Raw genomic sequence first — 24,022 nt, forward strand, 5'->3', positions numbered from 1 at the left:
CAAATATATAATTCAAAAAAGATGGAGAATAATTTTGGCTTCTCCATCTTAAGTTGATCCTTTGTGATTAAACATACGGTTCAGTCAATTCGAGGAATTCTTTGATGTCTGCGTTGACTAGATCGACACCTGCCTTCCAGAATTCAGGTTTTGTCAGATCAACATTTAGATGCTTTTCAGCCAAGTCTTCTGATGTCATTGAAGCAGTATCTCTAAGAAGATCAATATAGCTGTCTTCAAAGTCAGTACCGCTTTTTTGCGCAGTTGCATAAATTCCTTGACTGAACAGATACCCAAATGTATATGGGAAGTTGTAAAAAGGAATATCATCAATAAAGAAATGAAGCTTGCTTGCCCAGAAATGAGGATGGTAGTTATCCAGACAATTTTGATAACTTTCTTTTTGTGCTTCAAGCATCATTTCTGTTATCTGTTCTTCTGACAGTAAACCTGATTTTCTAGCTTCATAGAAGTTTGTTTCAAATAGAAAACGTGCATGAATGTTCATAAACATTGCATTGGTATTTTGAAGTTTTGCATCCAGCAGATTGATTCGTTCTTCATTAGTTTCAGCTGTTTTTAACGACGCATCAGCGACAATCAGCTCAGCAAATGTACTGGCAGTTTCTGCAACGTTCATCGCATAGTCCCGATTCAATGTGGGCAGCTCCCAGAGAACACTGCTGTGAAATGCATGTCCCAACTCGTGGGCTAAGGTGGCTACTTCATTGATGGAACCGCCATAGGTCATAAATATTCGTGATTCTTTTGTTTCAGGAAGCTCCGTACAATAGCCTCCCGGACGTTTGCCAGGTCGGTCCTCTGCTTCAATCCAGCTTTTTTCAAATACAGACTGAGCGAATTCAGCCATTTTGGGACTGAATTTTTTGAAGTTCGTTAAAATGAATGCAGCAGCTTCGTCAAAACTGAATACTTTTTCCTTCAGATTTCCTAAAATAACAGGAGCGTCCTGGTCCTGCCAATCCATTTTTTCTTTGCCGAACAGCTGGGCTTTTCGTGTAAGATAATCAACCATGTGTTGTTTGTTTTCACTGATTACCTGCCACATTGCGTTTAGTGTGTCTTCCTTCATACGATTATAGGTTAGCGGCTTTTCGAGAAAGTTTTTAATTCCGTGAAGCTGATAGTCGCTGAGTCTGAATCCGTCTAAATGATTCAGAGTATCGGCAAGCAGGGGTGATTTTTCTGTCCAGGCCGCTTCCCACAAATCGAATAACGTCTGTCTGATTTCGGCATCGGGATCACTCGTCATTCGGTTAAACGCCTGTCCGGCAGATAACTGACTGACTGAGCCATCTTTTTCAGTAAATGGAAGGGTTAGTGTTGAGACAATTGTATCATAATGAGCACTCCATGCAGCTAGACCATCCAATGAAAGCGTATTGATAATATTTTCTTCATTTTCTGATAGTTGAGCGCGTCCTTCTGTCCGCAGTTCCGTTAATCGGAATGCCAGCTCCTTCCAGTCATTATGCTCAATAAATTTGGACCACTGTTCATCAGATATTTTCGTCAGCTTTGTTTTCAGCAATGTATCGCCAAGCTGGGCAGCCGGCATCAGCTTGCTAAGGTTGCCTAATAATATTTTTGCTTTGCTGTCATTGGTGTTTGCTGCTAAAAGTGCATTAATAAAACTGCTGCATTGCATAAAACCATCGTTGATACTGCTTTGCAGCTTTAGGATTTCTTTGAATAGTTGATTTGTTTTTGGATTGCCGATGTCCCATTCCCGAACCAGTGTTTGGTAGGTTTTGCTGTCCGTTTTCAGCTTATTCATTCTGGTGATCAATTCCTCTGATGAACTTCCTCCTGGGAAAATACTGTCTAAATCCCAATTGAGAGAATATGTCATAACACAACCCGCTTTCTTTTATAAACTTTTCTTTATTATTATAGCTTAAAATGCATTGTTTCTTGTAGTGAAAAAAGCTAATATTAGTAAGAAGAGGTGATAAAGTGAAAAACTTTTTTAGAAACAGTAACGTATATCTGATTTGCGCATTTATCATTATGGGTATATTATTTTATAGTTCTTCTCAAACCTATGAACAGCAGTCTCAAATTGGGTTTTTGCAGAAATATTTTTCAAATGAACCATTTAAAGAACAGCTGAGCAGGATTTCTTTTGTGTATGCATCTGATGAAGTCAGTATTCAGGCAAATGGATATTTTAAATTTGTTGAATTTTTTATTCGTAAAGGGGCCCATATTCTGACTTACTTTTTGCTGGGAGGAAGCTGGTTCCTTGGCTTGCGTCCGAGAATCAATCAATCAGTACTTACAGCTGTAGTTGCCTGGCTTACGGCTACCGGTTACGCTGCATTGGATGAAATTCATCAGATGATCACCGGAGGTCGAACCCCCTTGTTTCAGGATATTGCGCTGGATTCGGCCGGAGCGCTGCTGGCTGTGCTGCTCTGCCTGTTGTTTGCAGGATTAAAAGGCAGGAAAAGCCGCGTACAGCTGTGAAATGATTGTTATTTTTATGAGGTTTGATTTGAGGAAGGGAGGACGAGCTTGAGAGAGTTTTCCTTCCTCTTTTTTTATTTTCAGTCATCACGTATATTGGGGCAGTTGCAACAGAAGAAAAGAATAGTACAATGATAGATAGGATAATACAAGTCAGGGGGAAGAAAAATGGCAGGTCACAGTAAATGGAAAAATATTCAAGGCAGAAAAAATGCACAGGACGCAAAACGAGGAAAAATCTTTCAAAAGCTTTCCCGGGAAATTTATATGGCTGCGAAATCCGGTGGAGGAGATCCGGCAATGAATCCTGCGCTGCGGCTGGTTATAGACAAAGCAAAAGCAGCCAATATGCCAAATGACAATATTGATCGGGCGATCAAAAAGGCAGATAGTTCAGGAAGTGGCGAACATTATGATGAAGTGATTTATGAAGGATATGGTCCCGGCGGTTCGGCAGTACTGGTTTATGCTTTGACTGACAACCGGAATAGAACCGGAACGAATGTCCGGACTGCTTTTAATCGTAATGGCGGTTCTTTGGGGGAAACTGGCTCAGTCAGCTACATGTTTGATCGTAAAGGGTATATAGCAATTGAACGGGCAGCTTTGTCTGTTGATGAGGATACCATGCTGGAGCAGGTTTTGGATGTTGGCGGAGAAGATTTGGAGGTATCTGAAGAAGTCTTTGAGATCTATACGGTTCCTGAAGCTTTTCCTGCTGTTCGAGAGGGTCTGCAGAAGCTGGACTATTCATTAGCTCAAGCTGAGTTGACCATGGTCCCTCAAACGCTGATAGAGCTTACTGAATCTCAAAATGAACAGCTGCAGAAGCTGATTGATAAGCTGGAAGACGATGATGATGTGTCGGAAGTATTTACTTCAGCAGATCTGTGATTATTGAAGAATATAATATGAGAACTCAAAAGAGCTTTTTGTACTGCCGCCTTTAATGGAAGCAGTACAGTTTTTTTATTTTCGTTCAGTCTGTATTTTACCGGAAAACTCCTGTATGATCGATATGACAGAAAAAAAATAAAAAAAGTTCCAACCTTTTATAATTTACAGACGTCTAATAAGAAAAGAAGGTGAAAAAATGAAGAAAGTATCGGTTGAAGAAGCTGTCAATGGCAGTCAGGAAGATTTGGAGCTGTTGTTGAAGGAGCATTATCAGCAACTATACAAAACAGCATTTCTTTATGTTAAAAATGAGCCTGATGCGTTGGATATTGTTCAGGATGCAGTGATTAAAATTATTAATAAAATCAGCTGTCTTCAGTTTCCCGAATATTTTACCACCTGGGCTGTCCGCATTGTTATCTATACTGCACTGGATCATTTGAAAAAGAATAAAGCTTATACAGATGAAGTAGACGAACAGATTGCAGACCCAGAAAAAAATTTATCGAAAGAAGAACAGCTGGATATTTATGATGGAATCAGGAGGCTGCCCCAACATCTTCAGGAAGTAACTATTCTTCATTATTTTTATGGCAGAAAGCTCAAAGAAATCAGTCTCGTATTGAATGAACCTCTTGGAACAACAAAGTACAAGCTTCATGAGGCCAGAATGCAACTAAAAAAATATCTTGAGGAGGGTGAATGATGAAACTGAATCAAGAATGGAAACAGCAGTGGGAAAATATCGAAGTCCCTCAGGAAAAAATCGATCGAATGATTGAATACAATGTTAGAGAGCAAACAAAACCTCAATCATTTTTTGTGAGTACAAAATCAGTTGGTAGAAAAATTTTCAGCAGATTCAGTCGTAAGACCTGGCTGATCACTACAATTGGTTTAGCTGTACTGTTCATTATCGTAGTTGCTGTAAATCAGGCTCAAACCAGTAAAACTAATTATATGAGCAGTGGTACAGCAAGTGATGCAGGCTATACACAGGATGCCGCCTTGGAGAAAGAGGAGGCGACGGCACAAAAATCAGAATCTCAGACAGCTGAGCCTTCTGAAAAAACTGCGCAATTTTATGTTTACTCCAAACAGTCCACAGATTTTGATAAGGATATTGAAGCACTGGAATCACTGGTGAAGGAAAGCAACAGCTATATTGAGAGCTCAAACAAAGGTCAATGGGTTGGAGGACTGCAGCAGGCCTACTACGTTATCCGCATACCAAAATCGGGAAGTCAGGATGTTCTGGATAAGCTGAGCAAGATTGGTGAAACAATAGATGAAAGTGTTCGGACAGAAAACTATGCTGCAACCTACTTAGACAATGAGAGCAGGATCGAGGCGCTGGAAGCAGAAGAAACAGCATTGCTGGAGCTGCTTAAAAAAAGTGAAAAAATGGATGATATGCTGAAAATTCAGGAACGTCTGTCCGTTGTTCGTTCAGAAAGAGAATCGCTGGTTCGTTCCAATAAAGGAATCGACAATAAGGTGGACTATTTAACGGTTGAAGTAACTATTGATGAAGTAGATAAAACAAAAAAGAAACAGGAAAGTCCTTCATTGACACAGCGAATTCAAGGAAACTTTGAGAAGCAAAAGCAGTATTGGCAGGAGCTTGGCGGGAATATTCTTGTCTTTATTGCCAGCAATATCCTCTACATTGTTCTGGTAATAGTTGTTATTCTGTTTTTGGGATATAAATATAAAAAGAGAAAACAAAAGAAAACAGCAGTTGAATAAAGTCAGCTGCTGTTTTCTTTAATCAATTATTGTTACAGCGGGGGGCGTTTAAAAGGTTATTTCCAAATGATTGGAATCACTGCCCTTATATCAGCATTAATCCATATAAATTCTAAATAGGATATTTTTTTACAAAATCTAATGAGCCAAACGGAGGATTTCTAAATTGTTTTTCTCATAGACCAAGTCAAATAATCGAGTTAAGGCTTATTGTCTGTTCAAAGGGTTTACAAAGGCTGTTTAAGCAGATCAGTGTTAATTGAAAATCAGTGATGGAAATATCAGCAAAATAATCATTTTTTCCAAGCAGATCACCCAATGCTACAATTGCATGAATCATGATTGCTCCTCTTTTTTTCTTTACTATACAAGATGAAACGAATAACAGGTCAAGAGGAAAAAGGGAAAGAGCCGTCTCTTTTGTAAATTCTGTTTGAACGACCTATACTCAAGACAGTTAAGGATCAAGCAGGTTGAAAGGAAGGAGAGAATCATGAATGTTGAAATTGAGTGAAGGGAAGAAGGAAGCGCTGGAACGACTATCTACTGAAGAAGGAATTATTGAAGCACTGGCGATTGACCAAAGAGGGTCTCTGAAAAAAATGATGGCTGCTTTTGGAGAATCAAATGTAGAAAAAGAGATTATTAATTTTAAAATAGTTGCTTCAGAAGAACTGACAAAATATGCTTCTGCTATTTTGCTGGATCCCGAATACGGACTGCCTGCAGCAAAAAGACGTTCAGCCGGCTCAGGTCTGCTTCTGGCTTATGAAAAAACTGGGTATGATGTCTCGACTCCTGGAAGAATGCCGGATATTTTGGAAGATTGGTCAGTTCGCCGTTTGAAGGAGGAGGGGGCAGATGCGATTAAGTTCCTTTTGTATTATAACCCGGATGATGATAAGCGAATCAATCATTTAAAACATGTGTTTGTTGAACGGCTGGGCAGCGAGTGTCTGGGCGAGGATATTCCGTTTTTCCTTGAGCTTGTTACGTATGATACGGAAATTGACAGTACACATCCAGCAGACTATGCCCGAATCAAACCGAGAAAAGTGATTGAATCAACGAAAGAATTTGCAAAACCCCAGTATCATGCAGATGTTCTAAAACTGGAAGTTCCGGTAGATATGAACTATGTAGAAGGATTTTCAGATGAGGAAATGGTTTATTCAAGAAAAGAAGCTCTGAGCTATTTTAAAGATCAGAGTGATGCAGCCAATCAACCGTTTATCTTCCTGAGTGCAGGAGTGACAATGCAGTTGTTCCAGGAAACGATTAAGTTTGCCAAGGAAGCCGGTTCAACCTTCAGCGGTGTTCTCTGTGGTCGTGCAACATGGCGTGACGGTGTCAAACCGTATATAACACAAGGAAAAACAGCAGGTTTGGACTGGTTTGCGACCCAAGGCAGAAACAATATAGAAACGCTGAATGAGGTAGTGGAGCAAAGTGCTGTTTCTTGGCGTGATAGAGTAGAGTAAGTAAAGAGGTGAAATTTTCGAGATCCAGATAGTAAAAGAAGAAACCTGAGAGGTAAACTGATTTTTGGTTTAACTCTCAGGTTTTTCATACTATTTTCGTTAAATATAATAAATTTTGGTTGTTTTATGCGTTAGATTGAGCCTTAAAAAACGGCTGCTTTAAAAGATAACAACTGGTATTAATAAGATAACCTGTTTTACGTATTTTTCTCAAAGTAAAACAGAAATTTCATTTTTTTCACATATTTTAGGAAATCAGTTGACTTTGTAAGCGGTTGTACTTTATACTGATATCGTGGTTACTACCAGTTGGTATTTTTTAAGTGGAAGGATGTGAGTGGATGATTGGCTGTATTTTAACGGGTCACGGCAGTTTCGCCCCTGGGATGATGGGAGCAGTGGAGATGATTGCAGGACCTCAGGAATTATTTGAAGTGGTATCTTTTCAGGAAGAGGAAGCACTGGAAATTTTTGAGGAGAAGATGGAAAAGGCAATAAAAAAATTATTGGACTCATCAGACGGGGTGGTGATTTTTTCAGATCTTTTGGGAGGAACTCCTTTTCGAACGGCTATGCTGGCGGCCTCTGAAAGAGAGAATGCAGAGGTTCTTGCAGGCACGAATCTGCCGTTATTAATTGAAGGAAGCGGATTGCGCTGTGGAGCCGATTCTGCAAAAGAATTTGTTAGCATGATTCTTGAGGTTGGGCGTTCAGGACTGGTACATGCACAGTTGGAGTTATCGGAGGAAACTGACAATGAATTTGAGGAAGAAGGGATCTGACTATGTGGCATAGTATACTGGCAGTCTCAATTATAATGATCGCCTTTTTAGTGGGAATGGCACTTGTTTGTTATGTCTTCAACTTTAAAAATGTAAAACGACAGAAGGATTATTATCGAAAACTGCACCAGGAGCTGGCAGTAGGGCAACAGGTGATTTTTTTAAACGGCGTTCACGGTACCTTAACCAGAATCGGACATGAAACAGTGGATGTAAAGACTAAGTCTGATGCAGTGATGGAAATATCAAGGTTTGCTATTACGGAGATCGTTGGCTGAGACTTGACGGACTCTATTAATAAATAAGATGAGAAAGGAGAACCGCAGTCCTTGTCGCAGAAGCGGCTTAGGAATGGGGCTATCGGATCAAAGAAGAGAGAGCAATTGATTCTTGTTAAGCACGAGGAAATCAATTGGTACCAAAGAAAGGAGAATGACAGATGCCGAATATTTTATTAACACGTATTGACAATCGACTGATTCATGGACAAGTAGCAACGCAGTGGAATGGTTCACTGGGCTCTAATTTGATTTTAGTGGCAAATGACAAAGTAGCAGGGGACAAGGTCAGACAGGGATTAATGGATATGGCAGCACCGAATGGAGTAGCAACGCGCTATTTTACTTTACAGAAAACGATTGAAATTATTCACAAGGCTTCTCCGAATCAAAAAATCTTTATTATTGCGGAAAACCCAAAAGACGTGCTGACATTAGTTGAAGGCGGTGTACCGATTAAGAAAGTAAACATCGGGAATATGCATATGGCTGAAGGAAAACGTCAGGTTGCTACAACGGTTGCTGTTGATGACCAGGATGTCGCAGCTTTCCGAAAGTTGCAGGAACTGGGTGTTGAACTGGAAATTCGCCGTGTGCCGACAACACCGATAGAAGACAGTAAGAAGCTTTTTAGCTGAAACTAGGAAGGAGATAAAAAAATGGATTACAGTATTTTACAGATAGTATTAGTGTTTTTAGTAACGTTTATTGCTGCCATTGATCAATTCAGTTTTCTGGAATCTCTTTATCAGCCTATTGTAACAGGTATGGTTATTGGCTTGATATTGGGGGATCTGCAGACCGGGCTGATTGTTGGAGGAACATACCAGCTGATGACCATTGGAAACATGCCGGTTGGCGGAGCACAGCCGCCGAATGCAGTAATTGGAGGAATTATGGCTGCCATTTTGGCGATTACACTGAAATTAGAGCCGACAGTGGCTGTTGCCACAGCAATTCCATTCTCCTTGCTGGGTCAATATGGTGTGACTTTGCTGTTCTCTTTGATGTCACCGGTAATGACTGTAGCAGATAACTATGCTCATGAAGGAAACACCAAAGGAATTGATTGGATTAATTATTTGGCAATGCTGGGGTTGGGAAGTATTTTCGGTATTATCGTTGTTTTATTCTTTATCGGCGGTCAGGCATTTGGACAAACTGTAGTGGATGCCATTCCTGGATGGCTGATGGGCGGCTTAAGTGCAGCCGGCGGAATGATGCGTTATGTCGGTTTTGCGATTTTGCTTAAGGTAATGGTCTCTCGGGATATGTGGGGCTTTTACTTCTTTGGATTTGCTTTGGCTGTTATCGTAATGGCAGCACCAAGCTTGAGCGGTCCTGCTTTAATTATTTTGGCATTTATCGGATTTGCGCTGGCATTCTGGGATTATCAGGTTCAGACAAAATTCAAACAGACTGCATCAGTGAATAACTTCGGAGGTGACGAAGATGGCATATAATATTCCAGATACGTATAAAAATACCAATCCGGCTCCTCAGCTGGATAAAAAGACATTAAATAAAATGGTATGGCGCTCTCTGTTTTTGCAGGCATCCTTTAACTATGAACGGATGCAGGCTGGCGGCTGGCTGTATTCCATTCTTCCGGGGTTGAAAAAAATTCACGGAGATGAAAAAGATGATTTATCTGCATCCATGAGTCATAATCTGGAATTTTTTAATACTCATCCGTTTTTGGTAACGTTTGTTATGGGGATTGTCCTTTCTCTTGAACAAAACAAAGCAGATATTCCAACGATTCGTGCAGTACGTGTGGCAGCTATGGGACCTTTGGGCGGAATCGGCGATGCATTGTTCTGGTTTACACTGGTTCCAATTACTGCCGGTATTACCTCCAATATGGCGATTGACGGCAATATTGCTGCTCCGTTTGTTTTTTTACTGGTATTTAACGTTGCACAGTTTGCACTGCGTTACTTCCTGATGAACTGGTCCTACAAGCTGGGGACAGATGCAATTGGGGTGCTGACAGAAAATGCAAAAGAATTCACTAGAGCAGCAAGTATCTTGGGTATATTCGTTGTTGGCGCATTGACATGTGTTTATGGAGCGACAAAGCTGGATGTTCAAATTCCTAATGGTACAACAAATGTTGTTCATTCTGTTACAACAGTTGTTTCTGCAGCTGATCAACACAAATATGATGAGTTTATTTATAAAACAGATGAAGATGGAAATCTGACAGAAGACGTTCAGGATGCAGCAGACGGAGAAAAGGCACTGGGTGTTAGAAAACTGGATTCAGGGGAATATGAAGTTACGTTTAACCAAAACGAAACACAGGATGTGACAATTGACATTCAGGGAATTCTTGATGGTATTTTACCGCAGATGATTCCGTTGGCACTAACGCTGATTCTGTACTTCTTCCTGGCAAAACGAAGCTGGACACCGCTGAAATGTATTGGTCTGGTACTGGTGATTGGTCTGGTTGGTTCAGGGTTCGGCTTATGGCCGTCTATCTGGCCATAGAAGCTTGACTGACAGCTCTCAGATACAATGAAGACCGCAGTGAATGGGAAGTGTCTGGGTTAGTAATTAGAATAAACAATTAACTGCCGGACTTTCCCATTATAAAGAGTAGTCAAAATTCAAAGATTAAAGACTGGTCTTTCAAAACGTTCTCTTTACCGGACGAACCTCAGCTGAAAAACTATGATGAAAAATCATTGAAATTCAATGGAAGAATGATAGACTTAACATGTGGTAGTTACCACTTGTCCAGAGCTGTTTCGGGACACTGGCTGTTCCGGGGTGACAAGCTGCAGCATTGCTCAATAGTAGTTGTCTCGGCAATTTATTCAGCTCTGCAGTCAAAGTGGTCAGCTTAGAAACAGTAAACAAGCCAAGCTGTTTTTCAGGAAGGGATGCAATAATTCCTGTTGGCAGTTTGCTAAACATGAAATAGTTTGATTAATCATTCAAGACATTGCACCACTAAATTTCAGGAGGGGAATATATTGGAAAGAAAGAGAAGACAGCCGTTGTATGATCAGCTGGTTGATTTGCTGAAAGAACAGATTGAAACAGAGCTGGAGCCGCATGCGATGCTGCCATCCGAGCGTGAGTTGTCGGATAAGTACGGATTGAGTCGTACAACAGTACGTTTGGCGCTGCAGGAACTGGAGAAGATGGGGTACATTTATCGTCAGCATGGAAAAGGAACCTTTGTTTCTTCCATCAGTCAGGAAGTAACGAATCTGACTGGCGGTTACAGTTTTACTGAACAAATGAGATCTCTTGGAAAAACACCTAAAACAACGATTCTGGATTATCGTATTGTAGAAGCCAATAAGTTTTTTGCAGAGCATTTGAACCTCTCTTTAGGCGAAAAAATTATTAAAATTAAACGTTTGAGAAGTGCCGATGAACTGCCGATGATGGTTGAGCGGTCCTATTTACCCTATAAAAAGTTTATGAAAATGAAAAAGGAAGACATGGAGAAAAAACCGCTGTATGATCTGTTTTCCGAGGATTACGGTGAAACTATTAAGCTGGCTGAAGAAGAGTTTTATGCAAGTATTGTAAGTGATAATGATGCGAAACAGCTGGAAGTACCTTATAGCGCACCTAGCCTTAACTTGGTTCGAACAACGTATAATTTAAAGAATGAAGTAATTGAGTTTACGTTAAGCGTTGCACGTGCAGATAAGTTTCGTTATAAGGTACGCCATGTTCGCTGATTAAAAGCAAGGAGGCGTAGGCTAGATGTTTGAAAAAAAAGCAGATATTTTAGAAAAAATGGGTGCGGAGATCACAACACGTGAGATCAAACAGCAACCTGACTTATGGAAGGAAGCTCTACAAATATATAAAGAGAATAAGGAAGCAATTGCTGCTTTTTTTGAACGGGCAGAAAAGGAAACAAAGAAAAAAATTCGGGTAATCTTTACTGGAGCCGGCACTTCACAATATGTGGGAGACACACTGGTTCCTTATCTAACTAAAAAGGGTAATACAAAGGTGTTTACATTTGAAAGTATTGGGACGACAGATATTGTAGCTGCTCCATATGATTATCTGCTTTCAGACGAAGTGACGATTCTAGTGTCGTTTGCACGAAGCGGGAATTCTCCTGAAAGTTTGGCAGCAGTAGAGATTGCTAATGCAATTGTGGAAAATATATTTCATATAACGATTACTTGTGCACCTGATGGACAGCTGGCACAGTTTGCCGAAGGCGATGACCGAGTTCTGTTGCTACTGATGCCTGAAAAATCAAACGATAAGGGTTTTGCGATGACCGGAAGCTTTACCTGCATGACGTTATCTGCATTATTGATTTTTGATCAGACAGAATTAAAAAAGAAAGAAGTCTATGTAACTGCGATGAGTGAAATGGGTCGGGAGGTTATATGCCGCGAAGAAGAGATTCAGTCTTTGCTGAAAGATGAGTATCACCGGATTGTCTATTTAGGTTCAGGTTCATTGTCCGGGTTGACACGGGAAGCACAGCTGAAGGTACTGGAGCTGACTGCCGGAAAAATTGCGACGGTTTTTGACTCTTCTCTGGGATTCAGGCACGGTCCTAAATCATTTGTTGATTCTAAAACGCTGCTCTTTGTGTTTATTAATAACGATGTGTACACCAGAAAGTACGATCTGGATATTTTGACAGAAGTACACAGAGATCAGATTGCTGCACAGGTTGTGGGAATCGGCCAAAAAGATTCGGCAGAGGTTGCCGGGACACCATTCCTGTTTTCTGAGGAAGAAGTGATTCTTCCGGAAGCTTATCAGGTATTTCCAGATATCCTGTTTGCTCAGACTGTTGCTTTAAACAGTTCCATTAAAGTCAGCAATACACCTGATACTCCTTCTCCGACAGGTACTGTGAATCGGGTAGTTGAAGGAGTAACAATTTACGAACTGAAAAAATGATATTGATTATAGAAGCTTTGGCTGAAATGGGGGTCGGAACAGAACAAACTGTCATCTGACCCTTTATTTTGAGATGTCTTCAGCTTTAATTGCTTGCTATTTTAGCCATGACAAAAGGAAGATTTCAGCAGTTTCTGAAAAGAATGCTTTGGCAGGAAAGGAAGAGAAGCATGAATAATTATTATTTGAAGGCAGATCGTTTCTTTTTAAAAAGCGGGAGGGCATCTGCCGGATATCTGGAAGTTTCGAATGGGAAGTTTGGAAATTTTACCAAAGAAAAGCCGGAAGGCGAGATTCTGGATTACAGCGGAAAATGGATTGCTCCCGGACTGGTCGACACACATATTCATGGCTTTATGGGATATGACGTAATGGATAATAATTTTGAAGGAATCAAAAAAATGTCCAAAGGATTGCTTAGCTGTGGTGTTACTTCATTTTTACCGACAACTCTGACTGCAGATATTGATACGTTGAATGAAGTTGCTGCATCCATTGGTTCACGTTATCAAGAGGTGGAAGGAGCAAAAATTCAGGGGATTTTCTTTGAAGGACCATTTTTTACAGAAGAACATAAAGGGGCGCAAAATCCTGACTATTTTTCCGATCCGAATATTGACGTATTCAATCATTGGCAAAAATTAAGTAATGGTTTGATTCGAAAAATTGCTCTTGCACCAGAACGAAGGGGGGCTGCGGACTTTATCCGTGAAGTGACAAAACAAGGCGTAACTGTAGCTTTGGCGCATAGTGCGGCAACCTATAATCAAGCGAAAGAAGCTGTCTATGCGGGTGCTTCAATGTTTGTACACACATACAATGGAATGAGCGGCTTGAGCCATCGCGATCCGGGAATGGTAGGTGCGGCAATGACATCAGAAGCGGTGATCGCCGAATTGATTTGTGATGGGCATCATGTTCATCCAGGAGCGGCTGACGTACTGATGAAGGTGAAAACGTCGGGGAAAATTGCACTGATTACTGACTGTATGCGTGCTGGTGGAATGCCTGCTGGAGAATATACGCTTGGGGAATTCCCAGTAATTGTCAAAGATGGGGCAGCACGATTGCAGTCAAATGACAGTTTGGCTGGCAGTGTGCTGCAGTTGTTTGATGGGGTGAAGAATGTTGTTGACTGGGATCTTGCTACTGTGGAGGAAGCAATCAAAATGGCTTCACTGGTACCAGCACAAAGTGTCCATATTGATGACCAGTGTGGAAGTATTGAAGCAGGTCTGCCGGCAGATTTTCTAATTATCGGTCCGGATATGAGTCTGCTTGAAACATACTTGGAAGGTCAGTCTGTTTATATGTGTTCGAAAGAACAAGAATAAACTGCTGCATAAAAGAACGACAAGAGACGATACAAGGTTGAACAGGTAATAAAAATAGAGTGGAAAGAAACAGGAGGAGAATGATGTTAAAGATAAGCAAAGCAAAGAAAGAGTCAATGGATCGATTATCAACGAAAGATGGCTTGATTGAAGCGTTAGCCATTGATCAGCGGGGAGCACTTAAGAAAATGATCAGTGCACTGGGCTTAGAGGCGGCAGAAGAAAGCATCAGCGACTTTAAAAAGCTGGTTTCTGAGCAGTTAACACCGTTTGCTTCATCTATTTTGCTGGATCCTGAATATGGTCTGTCGGCAGCGGAAGCCCGAGACAGTGAAGCCGGACTGCTGCTGGCCTATGAAAAAACAGGCTATGATGCGTCAACACCCGGGCGGCTTCCGGATTTGCTGGAAGACTGGTCTGTTAAAAGACTGAAAGAAAAAGGGGCGGACGCCATTAAATTTCTGCTTTACTATGATGTGGATGAAGCGGCAGAAATCAATCATTTAAAGCATGTCTTTATTGAACGTCTGGGCAGCGAGTGTCTGGGTGAGGACATCCCGTTTTATCTGGAGCTGGTTTCTTATGATGCTCAAATTGCAGATGCAGGATCAACAGAATATGCGAAAAGAAAACCGCATAAGGTGATCGAAATGATGAAAGAATTCTCCAAGACGCAATATAAGGTAGATGTACTGAAAGTAGAAGTTCCTGTGAACATGAATTATGTTGAAGGATTTGCTGAAGACGAAGCTGAGGCAGTCTATTCTCAAGAAGAAGCTCTTGCCTGTTTTAAAGAACAAAGTGATGCAACGCATCTGCCGTTTATTTTTCTAAGTGCGGGAGTATCCGCAGAGCTGTTTCAAAAAACACTGGAATTCGCCAAACAGGCAGGCTCTACCTTTAATGGTGTTCTTTGCGGTAGGGCAACATGGAAAAATGGTGTGGCGCCATTTGTAAAAGCCGGTGATGCTGCAGCAATAGACTGGTTGACAGGTGAAGGTAAAAAGAATATTGAATCACTGAATGAAGTTGTAAATCGAACAGCTTCTTCCTGGCATGACAAGATCATGGTGGAATAGTCTGCAGTAAGGGGCAATGGTTCTCCTAATGAAGTTAGAAAAATTGAAAAAGTGAGATAATTTGTAAAAATGGATGATCTTAGATGTTCAGCCGGGAAGTGTTGAAAATAATGGGAGATTCTAATTGTTCAGACATTTCCCGGAAGTAAAAAAGAATGGAGGCTTACCTATGATTTTAACTGTAACGATGAATCCTTCTGTTGATATGTCGTACTCATTGGAACACTTCAAACTGGATGATGTTAATCGTGTCAGCGAGGTATCGAAAACTGCCGGCGGGAAAGGCTTGAACGTTTCCAGAGTCCTTCATCAATTGGATAGGGAGCTGCTGGCAACTGGTGTATTAGGCGGATTTTTAGGTGCATATATTGAATCGGAGCTTGAAAAAGAAGGTATCCTTCACGACTTCACTAAAATAAAGGAAGAATCAAGGAACTCGATTGCTGTTTTGCATGATCAGGGACAGCAGACAGAGATTTTAGAAAAAGGACCCACTGTAACAAAGCAGGAGGAGCAGACATTTATTGAACATTTCAAAGTTCTGGTAAAGCAAAGCAGATTGGTAACCATCTCAGGAAGCTTAGCTGCTGGTTTATCTCAGAATCTTTATGATACGCTGATTGGTTTAGCTAAGGAAGCGAAGGTTTCTGTATTATTGGATACCTCAGGTAACGCACTGAAGCAGGCAGTGATTTCAGAGAATAAGCCTTTTTTAATTAAGCCGAACAAAACAGAAATTGCAGAGCTGCTGTCTGTTGAAAAAGCTGAGGGTGAAGAACTTTTGGAGCAACTAAAGCATCCAATGTTTGACGGCATTGACTGGATTGTTGTTTCGCTGGGAGCGGCAGGGGCGATAGCGAAGCATAAAGAAAAATTCTATACGGTCAGGATTCCTGCTCTTGAAGCAGTAAATCCAGTAGGTTCAGGGGATGCGACCTTAGCAGGGTTAGCATGCGCTGTTGCCGCAGGAAATACAGACGAAGATGTTCTGAAATGGGGGATGACAACGGGAATGCTGAATGCACTGGAAACAAAGACAGGCTGGATTGACCCGAATAAAATCGATGATTATTTCGGTCAGATTGTTGTTACTCAGCTGTAAAGAATGGACAACAGTTGTTCGTTAAATAACTCACAAATATGCCGAACACCCTTGCGAATCGTTTTTTCTTACTTTATACTTTTTATATGACATAGATAAGATGGATAAGAATTTAAACGAAAGAGAAGGTAATGTATATGAAAATTGGTATTCCCAAGGAAATCAAAATTGGCGAAAACAGGGTAGCCTTACCGGCGGCCGGTGTTCTTGATTTAATCAAGGCAGGACATGAAGTTTTTGTTGAAACAGGTGCGGGATCAGGTGCTTCAATCAAAGATGAAGAGTATATTGCTGTAGGAGCTGCCATTACAGCGACAGCTGAAGAAGCGTGGAATCAGGAAATGGTATTAAAGGTGAAAGAACCTCTGGCAGAGGAATATCAGTTTTTAAGAGAAGATCTGGTTCTGTTTACGTATCTCCATCTGGCAGCTAATAAACCACTGGCAGAAGAGTTGATGAAGAGTAAAATTAATACGATCGCATATGAAAGTGTTCAGCTGGAAAATGGCAGCTTGCCTTTATTGTCGCCTATGAGTGAAGTCGCGGGCCGATTGGCAACGCAGATTGGTGCGCACTGTCTGGAAAAAATTCCTGAAGGAAAAGGGATCTTACTTGGCGGAGTTCCCGGTGTTCGTAAAGCAAATGTTACTATTATCGGCGGTGGAATTTCAGGAACGAATGCTGCACAAATCGCTCTGGGTCTTGGCGCAGATGTGACAATTCTGGATGTGAATACAAAACGTCTGCAGGAACTGGATAACCAGTTTAACGGAACGATCAAAACACTGATGTCCAACCAGTTTAATATTCAGGAATCCTTAAAGACAGCAGATTTAGTGATCGGTGCTGTACTGCTTCCAGGACACAAAGCACCTGTATTGGTAACAGAGGAGATGGTCAAATCTATGCCTGAACATTCAGTGATTGTCGATATTGCGATTGATCAGGGCGGGATTTTTGAAACGATTGATCATGTTACAACACATGAGCAGCCAACATATGTCAAACACGGCGTAATCCATTATGCTGTGGCAAATATGCCGGGAGCTGTTCCTCAGACATCTGCCTATGCTTTGGCAAATGCAACATTGCCTTATGTACTGGAGCTTGCCAATAAAGGCTTTGAAGAAGCCGTGAAGCAGAATGAAGCATTAGCCAGAGGTGTTAATACGTTGAATGGTGCCATGACAAATCCGGCAGTTGCAGCGGACCTGGAACTGCCTTATACAGATATCGCTGAATTCTTAAAATAGAATCTGACAGTTCGGAATTGAATGAGGGACGGCAATAGATTGGACTTGTCGACTGAATCTTCTATAGGGAATCTGTCGGACCTCGACCGTTATTTTCTGCAGTTTACAGTTTTGAAAACTGATTAAAGTCTCTGTATAACGGATGAACAGAATGAAAAGAACCTGAACTTTTCCTTAAAAGCCTAAGTATCATCGGCTTTGTAAAGGGAAAGCTTCAGGTTTTTGTTATTGTTTCTGCTACTCTCTTCTAAGTATGGAGCAATAGAGGTACTCGACATACTCTTCCTACATATAGAAAAATTCTCTAAGCACTTCTTCGATAGTTTTCATACAGGTTGTGCGTCATTCTAAAGAAGAATGGACTAGAGAAATGGTTCTTACACCTATTGCGAAGTATTCGGCACTAGAAAATACTTGGTTATCAGAATAAAAAGTTCTCCAACTCTGATTGCTCATGTTTTGTCGGAAGTTGATTCTTTTCAAGAAGCTGTTCCAGCCGTTCTTGAGAGAGTCCTGTTTTTTCGGCCAGCCGTTCCTTGTTCAGTCCCAGTTGATCTGCTTTATTCTGTACCTGAATAGCAAGAAGGATCGCTTCAATTTCTTCGTCAGTCAGTTTGCTGTTTTCGTTTTGTTCAAGGTTGATAATTTCCTTTACTGAGTTCAGCGTGAGCATCATACTTAAACCCTCAGCCAGTTTTTTTATCTGCCGCATAAAATAGTCTTTTTCTTCGTAGCTCATCATTTTTCCTCCTGATTTTATTAATAAATTAAAAACAGCTGGTAGTTAAAAACTGCACAGTAAAAGCGATTGACGTTTACTGCACAGCTATTTGTGAATGAATTCAGCATTTACTTTTTATTATGAATGATCCGCTCAGCAATAGCGAAATCTCCTTCATAAGGCAGATCTCTCCCGCCGATTTTCTGATATAAATCAGCCCCTTTGCCAGCTAAAACCACAGCATCTTCCGGTCTGCTTAAGCACAAGGCAGCATCAATTGCCTGCTCCCGATCAATAATAATTTGGGATTCAACCGATGAAGCAAGATGAGCAGCAATTTGTTCTGCAATTTTCTGAGGATCCTCAGAAGCCGGATCATCGGTTGTCAGGATGGCATAATCAGCAAGTTCAGACAAAACTGTTCCGAAATCTTGTCTTCTGGAAATTGCCTTGTCTCCTGTACTGCCAATGACAACAATTAAACGGCCGTCTGGATGTTCTTCTTTTATGTAACTTAGAAGGTTTTTCAGACTATCATAATTGTGTGCGTAGTCAACATAAACAGCTGAGCCATTTGTATTAGACAGCTGCTCCATTCGACCAGGCACAGTTGTTTCCTGAATACCTGAATGGCAGTCCTGTTTTGATGCGCCAACCAGTGTGCAGGCGATAGCAGCACTCAACGCATTGCCCATATTAAAGTCTCCGCCCAGCCGTAAAGAATATTCTCCTGACAGGGAAAGAGTATCAGGAGCAGCTGAAACGTTAAAGACCAGCGAATTTTTCGGATCTTTTGTATAGAGGTAATCTACATCTTCTGATTTTTGGCTGCCATAAACAACGACAGGTGTATGATACAAATCAGCAGTTTCTTTCAGCAGATTGAAGTAATCAGAGTCATGATTCAGAATGATTTTTTTGGAATTTACAATTAATTGCCGTTTGCAATAGAAATAATCATCAAATGTAGGATGTTCAATCGGACTGATATGGTCAGGAGTAATGTTTAAAAAGATTCCGACATCAAATGTCAGACCGTATACCCGATTTGTCTTATAGGCCTGGGATGAGACTTCCATCACAAAATGTGTCATCTGATTTGCTGCTGCTTCTGCCATCATTCGATAGAGATCCGCAGATTCGGGCGTTGTCAGCTGAGATTTAAAAAAGGTTTTTCCATCCAGCGTTGAATTCATCGTTGAAAGCATGGCTGTCTTTTTATTTGTTGAGTGATCCAAAATAAATTTCGTGAAATAAGCAGCAGTTGTTTTTCCTTTCGTCCCAGTAAACGCAATCAACGTCAGTTTATTTTGAGGATAATCATAAAACAGCATGCTGAGAACCGACATCGCTTTTTTTATATCTGTTACAATGAAGCCCAGTTCGGCAGCTGTATCATAAGGGGTTTCAGAAACATAAAATTTTAATCCTGCGGCTGCAGCACTCACCAAATATTCTTTTTTAAAATTCAGTCCTTTACAGAAAAACAAGGTATCCTCAGAGACAGTTCTTGAATCATAGGATACAGCAGTAATCAGCCGATCGGACAGATGCTGAGGAATAATGAGGGTCCAGTCAGAACCGGCAACCATTTCTTTTAAAAGCTGTTCTTTTATTAAACACTCTTTAATTTCTGTCAATGAGATACTCATATAATAAGCCTCCAAATATAAATGAGCTGGAAAGGAGTTCCCGCTCTGATTGTTGTCATCTTTAACATTTATCATACAATTTCAAAACAAAAACATCAAGGCAGCGTATTTCAGAGAAAAAGCAGCTTCCGGTTCTTATCCGAAAACTGCCTGTCTTTGTTCTATTATTAAGAAACTTGTTCTTTTGTAACTGCCTGATCATTATCAAAATGAATAGTGAAGCCCTGTTCCACATTTGTCGTCCAAAATGCAGTGGTTGCGTGTACATTATCAATAAGTGAATCACTGAGTGAATCTGGAGCACCAAATTCTTCAATCGCCTGTTCATAGGTGTAAGAACCATCTGTAGGAACAGCTTCAAACTGATCTGTAGTAGTTTTATCGTCTGATTCACTGACTAGCTTTGCGACACTTTTTCCAATGGCAAAATCGTCGCTGAAGTTCACACTGATCGTTGTTTTTCCATTGAAGGTATTCCAGATAGCCATCTTAGTTTTTGTTTCGCCAATTTCGGAATCAACATTGGAGCTTGGTTCTCCCAACAGTGCTACAACGTCATCATAGCTGGAGCCCTTAACATCTTTCGCTATTGAATCGCTTAGATTGATTGAACGATACAGTTCCAGTATTTCCACAATATCTTCTTCAGTATTTGTATTCTCAGTTGTTGTTTTGGATTCTTCGGTTGTCGAATCTTTAGATGCAGAATTGCCAAACGGCAGGTCAAAATCAAAAGGGATAAACTGTGAAGCAGCAAAGCCTCCGCCACCCAATATCAAGAAAACCAATAACCAAAACCATCCTCTTTTTGCGATCGGTTTTTTGGCTGTTGCCATTCTGTCTTCTTTTCTTCCCATAGTTCGTCCTCTTTTCCATTAGTTTGATTCAGCATTTCAATCATACAAATGTTTATTTGGAAATACAAGCTTAATTTAGTTGATTTTGTAAAAAAATAAAAAGAATAGTATTAAGTAAAGGAATTCGCAGATATATTGCCCAAAATATATAAGTATTGGAATGAAAAAGCAAGGCACAAAAAAGACCAGAACACAGGGCGGCTGTATGAGAAGAAGTAGAGAATCGGCTTGCAAGCAGTTGTGCTAACCGGTCTTTTAAGAAATTAGAATAGCAGTCATTGAAAAAGGCTTATGTTGAAAATGAGATTTTATCGGCAGTCAATATAATAGAGTATATTTGTAGAAAAATAATTGCTCGTCGTTGGGTCTTCGAATATAGAAAGGATGTCAATTTTTTGTTAAATGAATGTTAATTTTAAGAGCTGAAACATTTTTTAGCCTTATAAATTGAATCCTATCAAATGATGAAAAGTAATAGAAATAAGATAATTTAGCTTGATTTAAAAAAATACATCATTACTATATTATTCTCAAAATTTATGCTTACAGATATTTTTTTGGAGTTTGTGCTGTCATTTAATAAAAAATAGGCAAAAAAACTATGAACACTGTAGGAATGTTAAATTTTATCAGAAAAACAAAGCAACTTATTCAAAAGGAATAAAATCTACAGTACGGTTGATGAATTCTATTATGAGTTCTCGAGATATCGTTGAGCAACTGGCTGGAAGAAGTTGAACTTGATAAGGATATGGTTTGCATTCAGACAATTCCCTGATCTTTAAGAAATTCATTCAGAAATATAAAAACTAAAATGAATCGGAAAAGTAATGCTTTTATCCTGCGTTTTGATAGGGAAGGGTTGTACAAACGTGCCCTTAATATGGAGCTTGAAGCAGACAGCGAAAATATTATTGACTATTTAAGGAAGATAGAGGATTGGTGACGTTATGAATTCTTTTTAGGGAACCTATCTTATTCAGCTTTTTAAGCAGATGAGCTGTTTGTGATTGCGGAACAGACACAGAGCTTTAGCAGAAAGCTTTATAACCAGGTTGTTGATCATCAGATGGTCGAGCTCTTATTGCATATATGTTATCGATTCATTCAGCTGAGGCTATGCAGGAAAACTGTAACGACAAGGCAAAAATCGGAGAACCTAGCTTGAAATAATTGTCTATGATACCTATGCTGTTTTTTAGGAGCTGATACTCATTGACAGGAATAATCCAAAAGGAACGGAGCTGTGCCGGCTGACTATTTTTTATCTAAATGAGGTGGTCCATCACAGATACTATACCAATCGGATGAATATTCTTTATGAAATGTTTTTAAGCAAGCCGGAATTGACAGTTCAGCTTTTAAAATGGAATCCGGTACTAATGAAAAGTTGCTTATGCATGCAGTTGAAGGATACTGTTTATCGAACGGAGACAGAAAAAGCTGCTAAAAGTCAGGAAGAATAACTATTGTCTTTGGTTAAAATCCTCCTTTCAAAGGCTTTTTTCTTTCTGTCGAATGCAAAGTGTTTGAATTTTACAGGCAGCAGAAAAATAAATCGTGCATTATGGGAGCATATTCGGGTATAATAAAGGAGTTTGACAGGAAAATGCAGTAGTTTCCGCAAATAAATAGAGGACTTCATTAAGAGTAGAAGGAATTCTGAAGCATTGCATAATTATTTTATAAATGGATTGCATATCAAGGATTTTACAATTAAAATAGAAGAAGTATGTTTAAGAAAGTTGGGGAGTAAATGATCAATCAACCCGGGACTGCTGAACAGCCGATATTGACTAATCAGGAAAAGATGGTCAAAGGTTCAGCGTGGATGACAGCCAGTAATATCATTTCCCGCTTATTAGGAGCGGTTTATATTATTCCATGGTACGCCTGGATGGGGGAACATGCTGACGAGGCGAATAGTCTGTTTTCTATGGGGTATACAGTCTATTCACTGTTTTTGTTAATCTCTACAGCCGGTATTCCTGCTGCAATAGCGAAACAAACGGCACATTACAATTCTATGAATGAATACAAGATCAGCAGACAGCTGTTTTACAAAGCGCTGCAGATGATGGCCGTTCTGGGAGCAGTTTTTGCTTTGGTTATGTATATTTCAGCACCTGCACTGGCCAGTTGGTCAGGAGGCGGAGAAGAGCTGGTTCCAACGATGAAATCGTTAAGTCTGGCCGTGCTGGTTTTTCCGTGTATGAGTGTTATCAGAGGGTATTTCCAAGGAAATCAGGATATGATGCCCTTTGCCCTGTCACAGATTGTTGAACAAGTTGCACGTGTTTTCTATATGCTGCTGACTGCTTTCATTATTATGAAAGTCTTTAATGGCGATTATGTAGATGCCGTGACTCAGTCAACTTTTGCGGCATTTATCGGAATGATTGTCAGCTTTGTTGTGCTGTACTTTTATCTGCATAAACAAAAACCAATGTTTGATTACCTTGAAGCGCACAGCGCAAACAAGCACCAGGTTTCTCCTCAGGGCCTTTTAATAGAAACGTTTAAAGAAGCAATTCCGTTTATTATTGTTGGTTCTGGTGTAACAGTATTTAAATTAGTCGATCAATTTACGTTTTCTAATTTCATGCGGACATTTACGAGTTATTCGGATAGTCAGCTCCGTGAACTTTTTGGGGTTTTTAATGCCAATCCGGATAAATTGACGATGGTCGTCATTGCACTGGCCACATCTATTGCCATGGCTGGACTGCCGCTTATTACAGAAGCTGTGACTCAAAAAAAATATCGTGATCTATCTAAATTGATCAGCAACAATCTGCAGCTTTTTGCGTTTGTTATGCTGCCGTCAACATTTGGTATGATTGTATTGGCCAGACCGCTTTATACGTTGTTTTATCGTCCGGATGGATTAGGGACAAGTCTGCTTATTCAAGCGTGTTATGCAGGGTTGTTTATGGGATTGTATATGCTTATTTCCAACATGCTGATGGGGATGTACGGAAACCGGGCAGCAATCCGCTATTTTGCGATTGGATTAGCTGTAAAACTGATTGTTCAATACCCAAGTATTCGATTTTTGGAAGCATATGGTCCTCTAGTGGCAACCATGATTGGATTCAGTGTTTCATGCTTCCTGCTGATGCGTAAAATCAAAGAAATTTCCAAATTCAATTTGAGCCTGACGCTGCGCCGCAGTTTACTGATTTTTGTTATTACACTGATTATGATTGTTTTTGCCTTCCTGACAAAACAGTTTCTATATCTGTTTTTGAACCCGGATCGCAAAGGGCAGGCGTTTCTGATTGTTCTGATAGTAGCTGCAGTTGGAATTGCTGTTTATGGCTACATGACATTGAAGATTCGACTGGCAGACCGTTTGCTTGGGAAAGACGTGGATGGACTGCGTGCAAAGGTTAAGATTAAGTAGATAGAATACTTTGAGGCGTGGGGAAAGTCCTGCGCC

General features: G+C 40.3%; 22 protein-coding genes. 17 read left to right on the top strand and 5 right to left on the bottom strand.

Translation table 11 applies throughout. The annotated features are described in order from the left end of the window. Positions 1–67: 67 nt before the first annotated feature. Entirely contained in the window at positions 68–1,873 is a 1,806-nt protein-coding gene (locus LI951_RS11605; protein WP_229442279.1) for a M3 family oligoendopeptidase, read from the bottom strand. 104 nt (positions 1,874–1,977) lie between these two features. On the opposite strand from LI951_RS11605, the gene LI951_RS11610 reads away from it, so the two are divergent. The 4 genes from LI951_RS11610 to LI951_RS11625 all read left to right on the top strand — a co-directional run bounded on the left by LI951_RS11610 (position 1,978) and on the right by LI951_RS11625 (position 5,136). Beyond that, positions 1,978–2,490 carry a VanZ family protein gene (locus LI951_RS11610; protein ID WP_229442280.1) on the top strand — a complete coding sequence of 171 codons (513 nt, stop codon included), beginning with the start codon at positions 1,978–1,980 and terminating at the stop codon, positions 2,488–2,490. Positions 2,491–2,658: 168 nt separating this feature from the next. After that, positions 2,659–3,384: a YebC/PmpR family DNA-binding transcriptional regulator gene (locus LI951_RS11615; RefSeq protein ID WP_229442281.1), complete on the top strand. Its 726-nt coding sequence runs from the start codon at positions 2,659–2,661 to the stop codon at positions 3,382–3,384. 199 nt (positions 3,385–3,583) lie between these two features. After that, on the top strand, positions 3,584–4,093 hold the full coding sequence (locus LI951_RS11620) for a sigma-70 family RNA polymerase sigma factor (RefSeq protein WP_229442282.1): 510 nt from the start codon (positions 3,584–3,586) through the stop codon (positions 4,091–4,093). Then, positions 4,093–5,136, top strand: coding sequence for a DUF4349 domain-containing protein (locus tag LI951_RS11625; RefSeq protein WP_229442283.1), 1,044 nt, complete (start codon positions 4,093–4,095; stop codon positions 5,134–5,136). The genes LI951_RS11620 and LI951_RS11625 overlap by 1 nt, the downstream gene beginning before the upstream one ends. Before the next feature lie 187 nt (positions 5,137–5,323). On the opposite strand, the gene LI951_RS11630 is transcribed toward LI951_RS11625, so the two are convergent. Continuing rightward, the gene (locus tag LI951_RS11630; protein ID WP_202066349.1) at positions 5,324–5,476 is read right to left on the bottom strand and encodes a hypothetical protein; all 153 of its coding nucleotides are present in this window, start codon (positions 5,474–5,476) and stop codon (positions 5,324–5,326) included. Between the two features lie 157 nt (positions 5,477–5,633). Here LI951_RS11630 and lacD (LI951_RS11635) point away from each other — a divergent pair, with 157 nt between their 5' ends. From lacD (LI951_RS11635) to ald, 12 genes are all read left to right on the top strand, one after another. Further along, positions 5,634–6,617 carry a tagatose-bisphosphate aldolase gene (gene lacD / locus LI951_RS11635; RefSeq protein WP_229442284.1) on the top strand — a complete coding sequence of 328 codons (984 nt, stop codon included), beginning with the start codon at positions 5,634–5,636 and terminating at the stop codon, positions 6,615–6,617. A 341-nt stretch (positions 6,618–6,958) separates the two neighbouring features. Then, positions 6,959–7,399: a PTS galactosamine/N-acetylgalactosamine transporter subunit IIA gene (agaF, locus tag LI951_RS11640; RefSeq protein WP_229442285.1), complete on the top strand. Its 441-nt coding sequence runs from the start codon at positions 6,959–6,961 to the stop codon at positions 7,397–7,399. Positions 7,400–7,401: 2 nt separating this feature from the next. Further along, a complete protein-coding gene (locus LI951_RS11645; protein ID WP_202066355.1) occupies positions 7,402–7,677 on the top strand; it encodes a preprotein translocase subunit YajC in 276 nt (91 codons plus the stop codon). Between the two features lie 161 nt (positions 7,678–7,838). After that, entirely contained in the window at positions 7,839–8,315 is a 477-nt protein-coding gene (agaV, locus tag LI951_RS11650) for a PTS N-acetylgalactosamine transporter subunit IIB (RefSeq protein WP_229442286.1), read from the top strand. A gap of 21 nt (positions 8,316–8,336) precedes the next feature. Continuing rightward, the gene (locus tag LI951_RS11655) at positions 8,337–9,140 is read left to right on the top strand and encodes a PTS mannose/fructose/sorbose/N-acetylgalactosamine transporter subunit IIC (RefSeq protein ID WP_229442287.1); all 804 of its coding nucleotides are present in this window, start codon (positions 8,337–8,339) and stop codon (positions 9,138–9,140) included. Further along, on the top strand, positions 9,130–10,173 hold the full coding sequence (locus LI951_RS11660) for a PTS system mannose/fructose/sorbose family transporter subunit IID (RefSeq protein ID WP_202066362.1): 1,044 nt from the start codon (positions 9,130–9,132) through the stop codon (positions 10,171–10,173). Before LI951_RS11655 ends, LI951_RS11660 begins: the two co-directional genes overlap by 11 nt. A 488-nt stretch (positions 10,174–10,661) precedes the next feature. After that, a complete protein-coding gene (locus LI951_RS11665; protein WP_236671791.1) occupies positions 10,662–11,384 on the top strand; it encodes a GntR family transcriptional regulator in 723 nt (240 codons plus the stop codon). Between the two features lie 25 nt (positions 11,385–11,409). After that, a complete protein-coding gene (locus tag LI951_RS11670) occupies positions 11,410–12,582 on the top strand; it encodes an SIS domain-containing protein (protein ID WP_202066375.1) in 1,173 nt (390 codons plus the stop codon). Between the two features lie 170 nt (positions 12,583–12,752). Continuing rightward, entirely contained in the window at positions 12,753–13,916 is a 1,164-nt protein-coding gene (gene nagA / locus LI951_RS11675; RefSeq protein ID WP_202066385.1) for an N-acetylglucosamine-6-phosphate deacetylase, read from the top strand. Positions 13,917–13,999: 83 nt separating this feature from the next. Then, on the top strand, positions 14,000–14,995 hold the full coding sequence (lacD, locus tag LI951_RS11680) for a tagatose-bisphosphate aldolase (RefSeq protein WP_202066388.1): 996 nt from the start codon (positions 14,000–14,002) through the stop codon (positions 14,993–14,995). A 169-nt stretch (positions 14,996–15,164) separates the two neighbouring features. Then, positions 15,165–16,097 (top strand): hexose kinase, encoded by a 933-nt coding sequence (locus LI951_RS11685; protein ID WP_229442288.1) that lies wholly within the window; start codon positions 15,165–15,167, stop codon positions 16,095–16,097. Between the two features lie 137 nt (positions 16,098–16,234). Further along, positions 16,235–17,350, top strand: a complete 1,116-nt coding sequence (ald, locus tag LI951_RS11690) for an alanine dehydrogenase (RefSeq protein ID WP_202066391.1) — start codon at positions 16,235–16,237, stop codon at positions 17,348–17,350. Positions 17,351–17,771: 421 nt separating this feature from the next. Here ald and LI951_RS11695 read toward each other — a convergent pair whose 3' ends face one another. The 3 genes from LI951_RS11695 to LI951_RS11705 all read right to left on the bottom strand — a co-directional run bounded on the left by LI951_RS11695 (position 17,772) and on the right by LI951_RS11705 (position 20,580). Next, positions 17,772–18,089, bottom strand: coding sequence for a hypothetical protein (locus tag LI951_RS11695; RefSeq protein ID WP_229442289.1), 318 nt, complete (start codon positions 18,087–18,089; stop codon positions 17,772–17,774). Positions 18,090–18,199: 110 nt separating this feature from the next. Continuing rightward, entirely contained in the window at positions 18,200–19,723 is a 1,524-nt protein-coding gene (locus LI951_RS11700; protein WP_229442290.1) for a UDP-N-acetylmuramoyl-L-alanyl-D-glutamate--L-lysine ligase, read from the bottom strand. 167 nt (positions 19,724–19,890) lie between these two features. Beyond that, positions 19,891–20,580 (bottom strand): DUF3862 domain-containing protein, encoded by a 690-nt coding sequence (locus LI951_RS11705; protein WP_229442291.1) that lies wholly within the window; start codon positions 20,578–20,580, stop codon positions 19,891–19,893. Between the two features lie 1,756 nt (positions 20,581–22,336). Here LI951_RS11705 and LI951_RS11710 point away from each other — a divergent pair. Continuing rightward, entirely contained in the window at positions 22,337–23,986 is a 1,650-nt protein-coding gene (locus tag LI951_RS11710) for a putative polysaccharide biosynthesis protein (RefSeq protein WP_202066405.1), read from the top strand. Positions 23,987–24,022 lie beyond the last annotated feature (36 nt).

Origin of the sequence: Enterococcus sp. BWT-B8 (assembly GCF_020567625.1) — a bacterium.
Lineage (GTDB): Bacteria > Bacillota > Bacilli > Lactobacillales > Enterococcaceae > Enterococcus_L.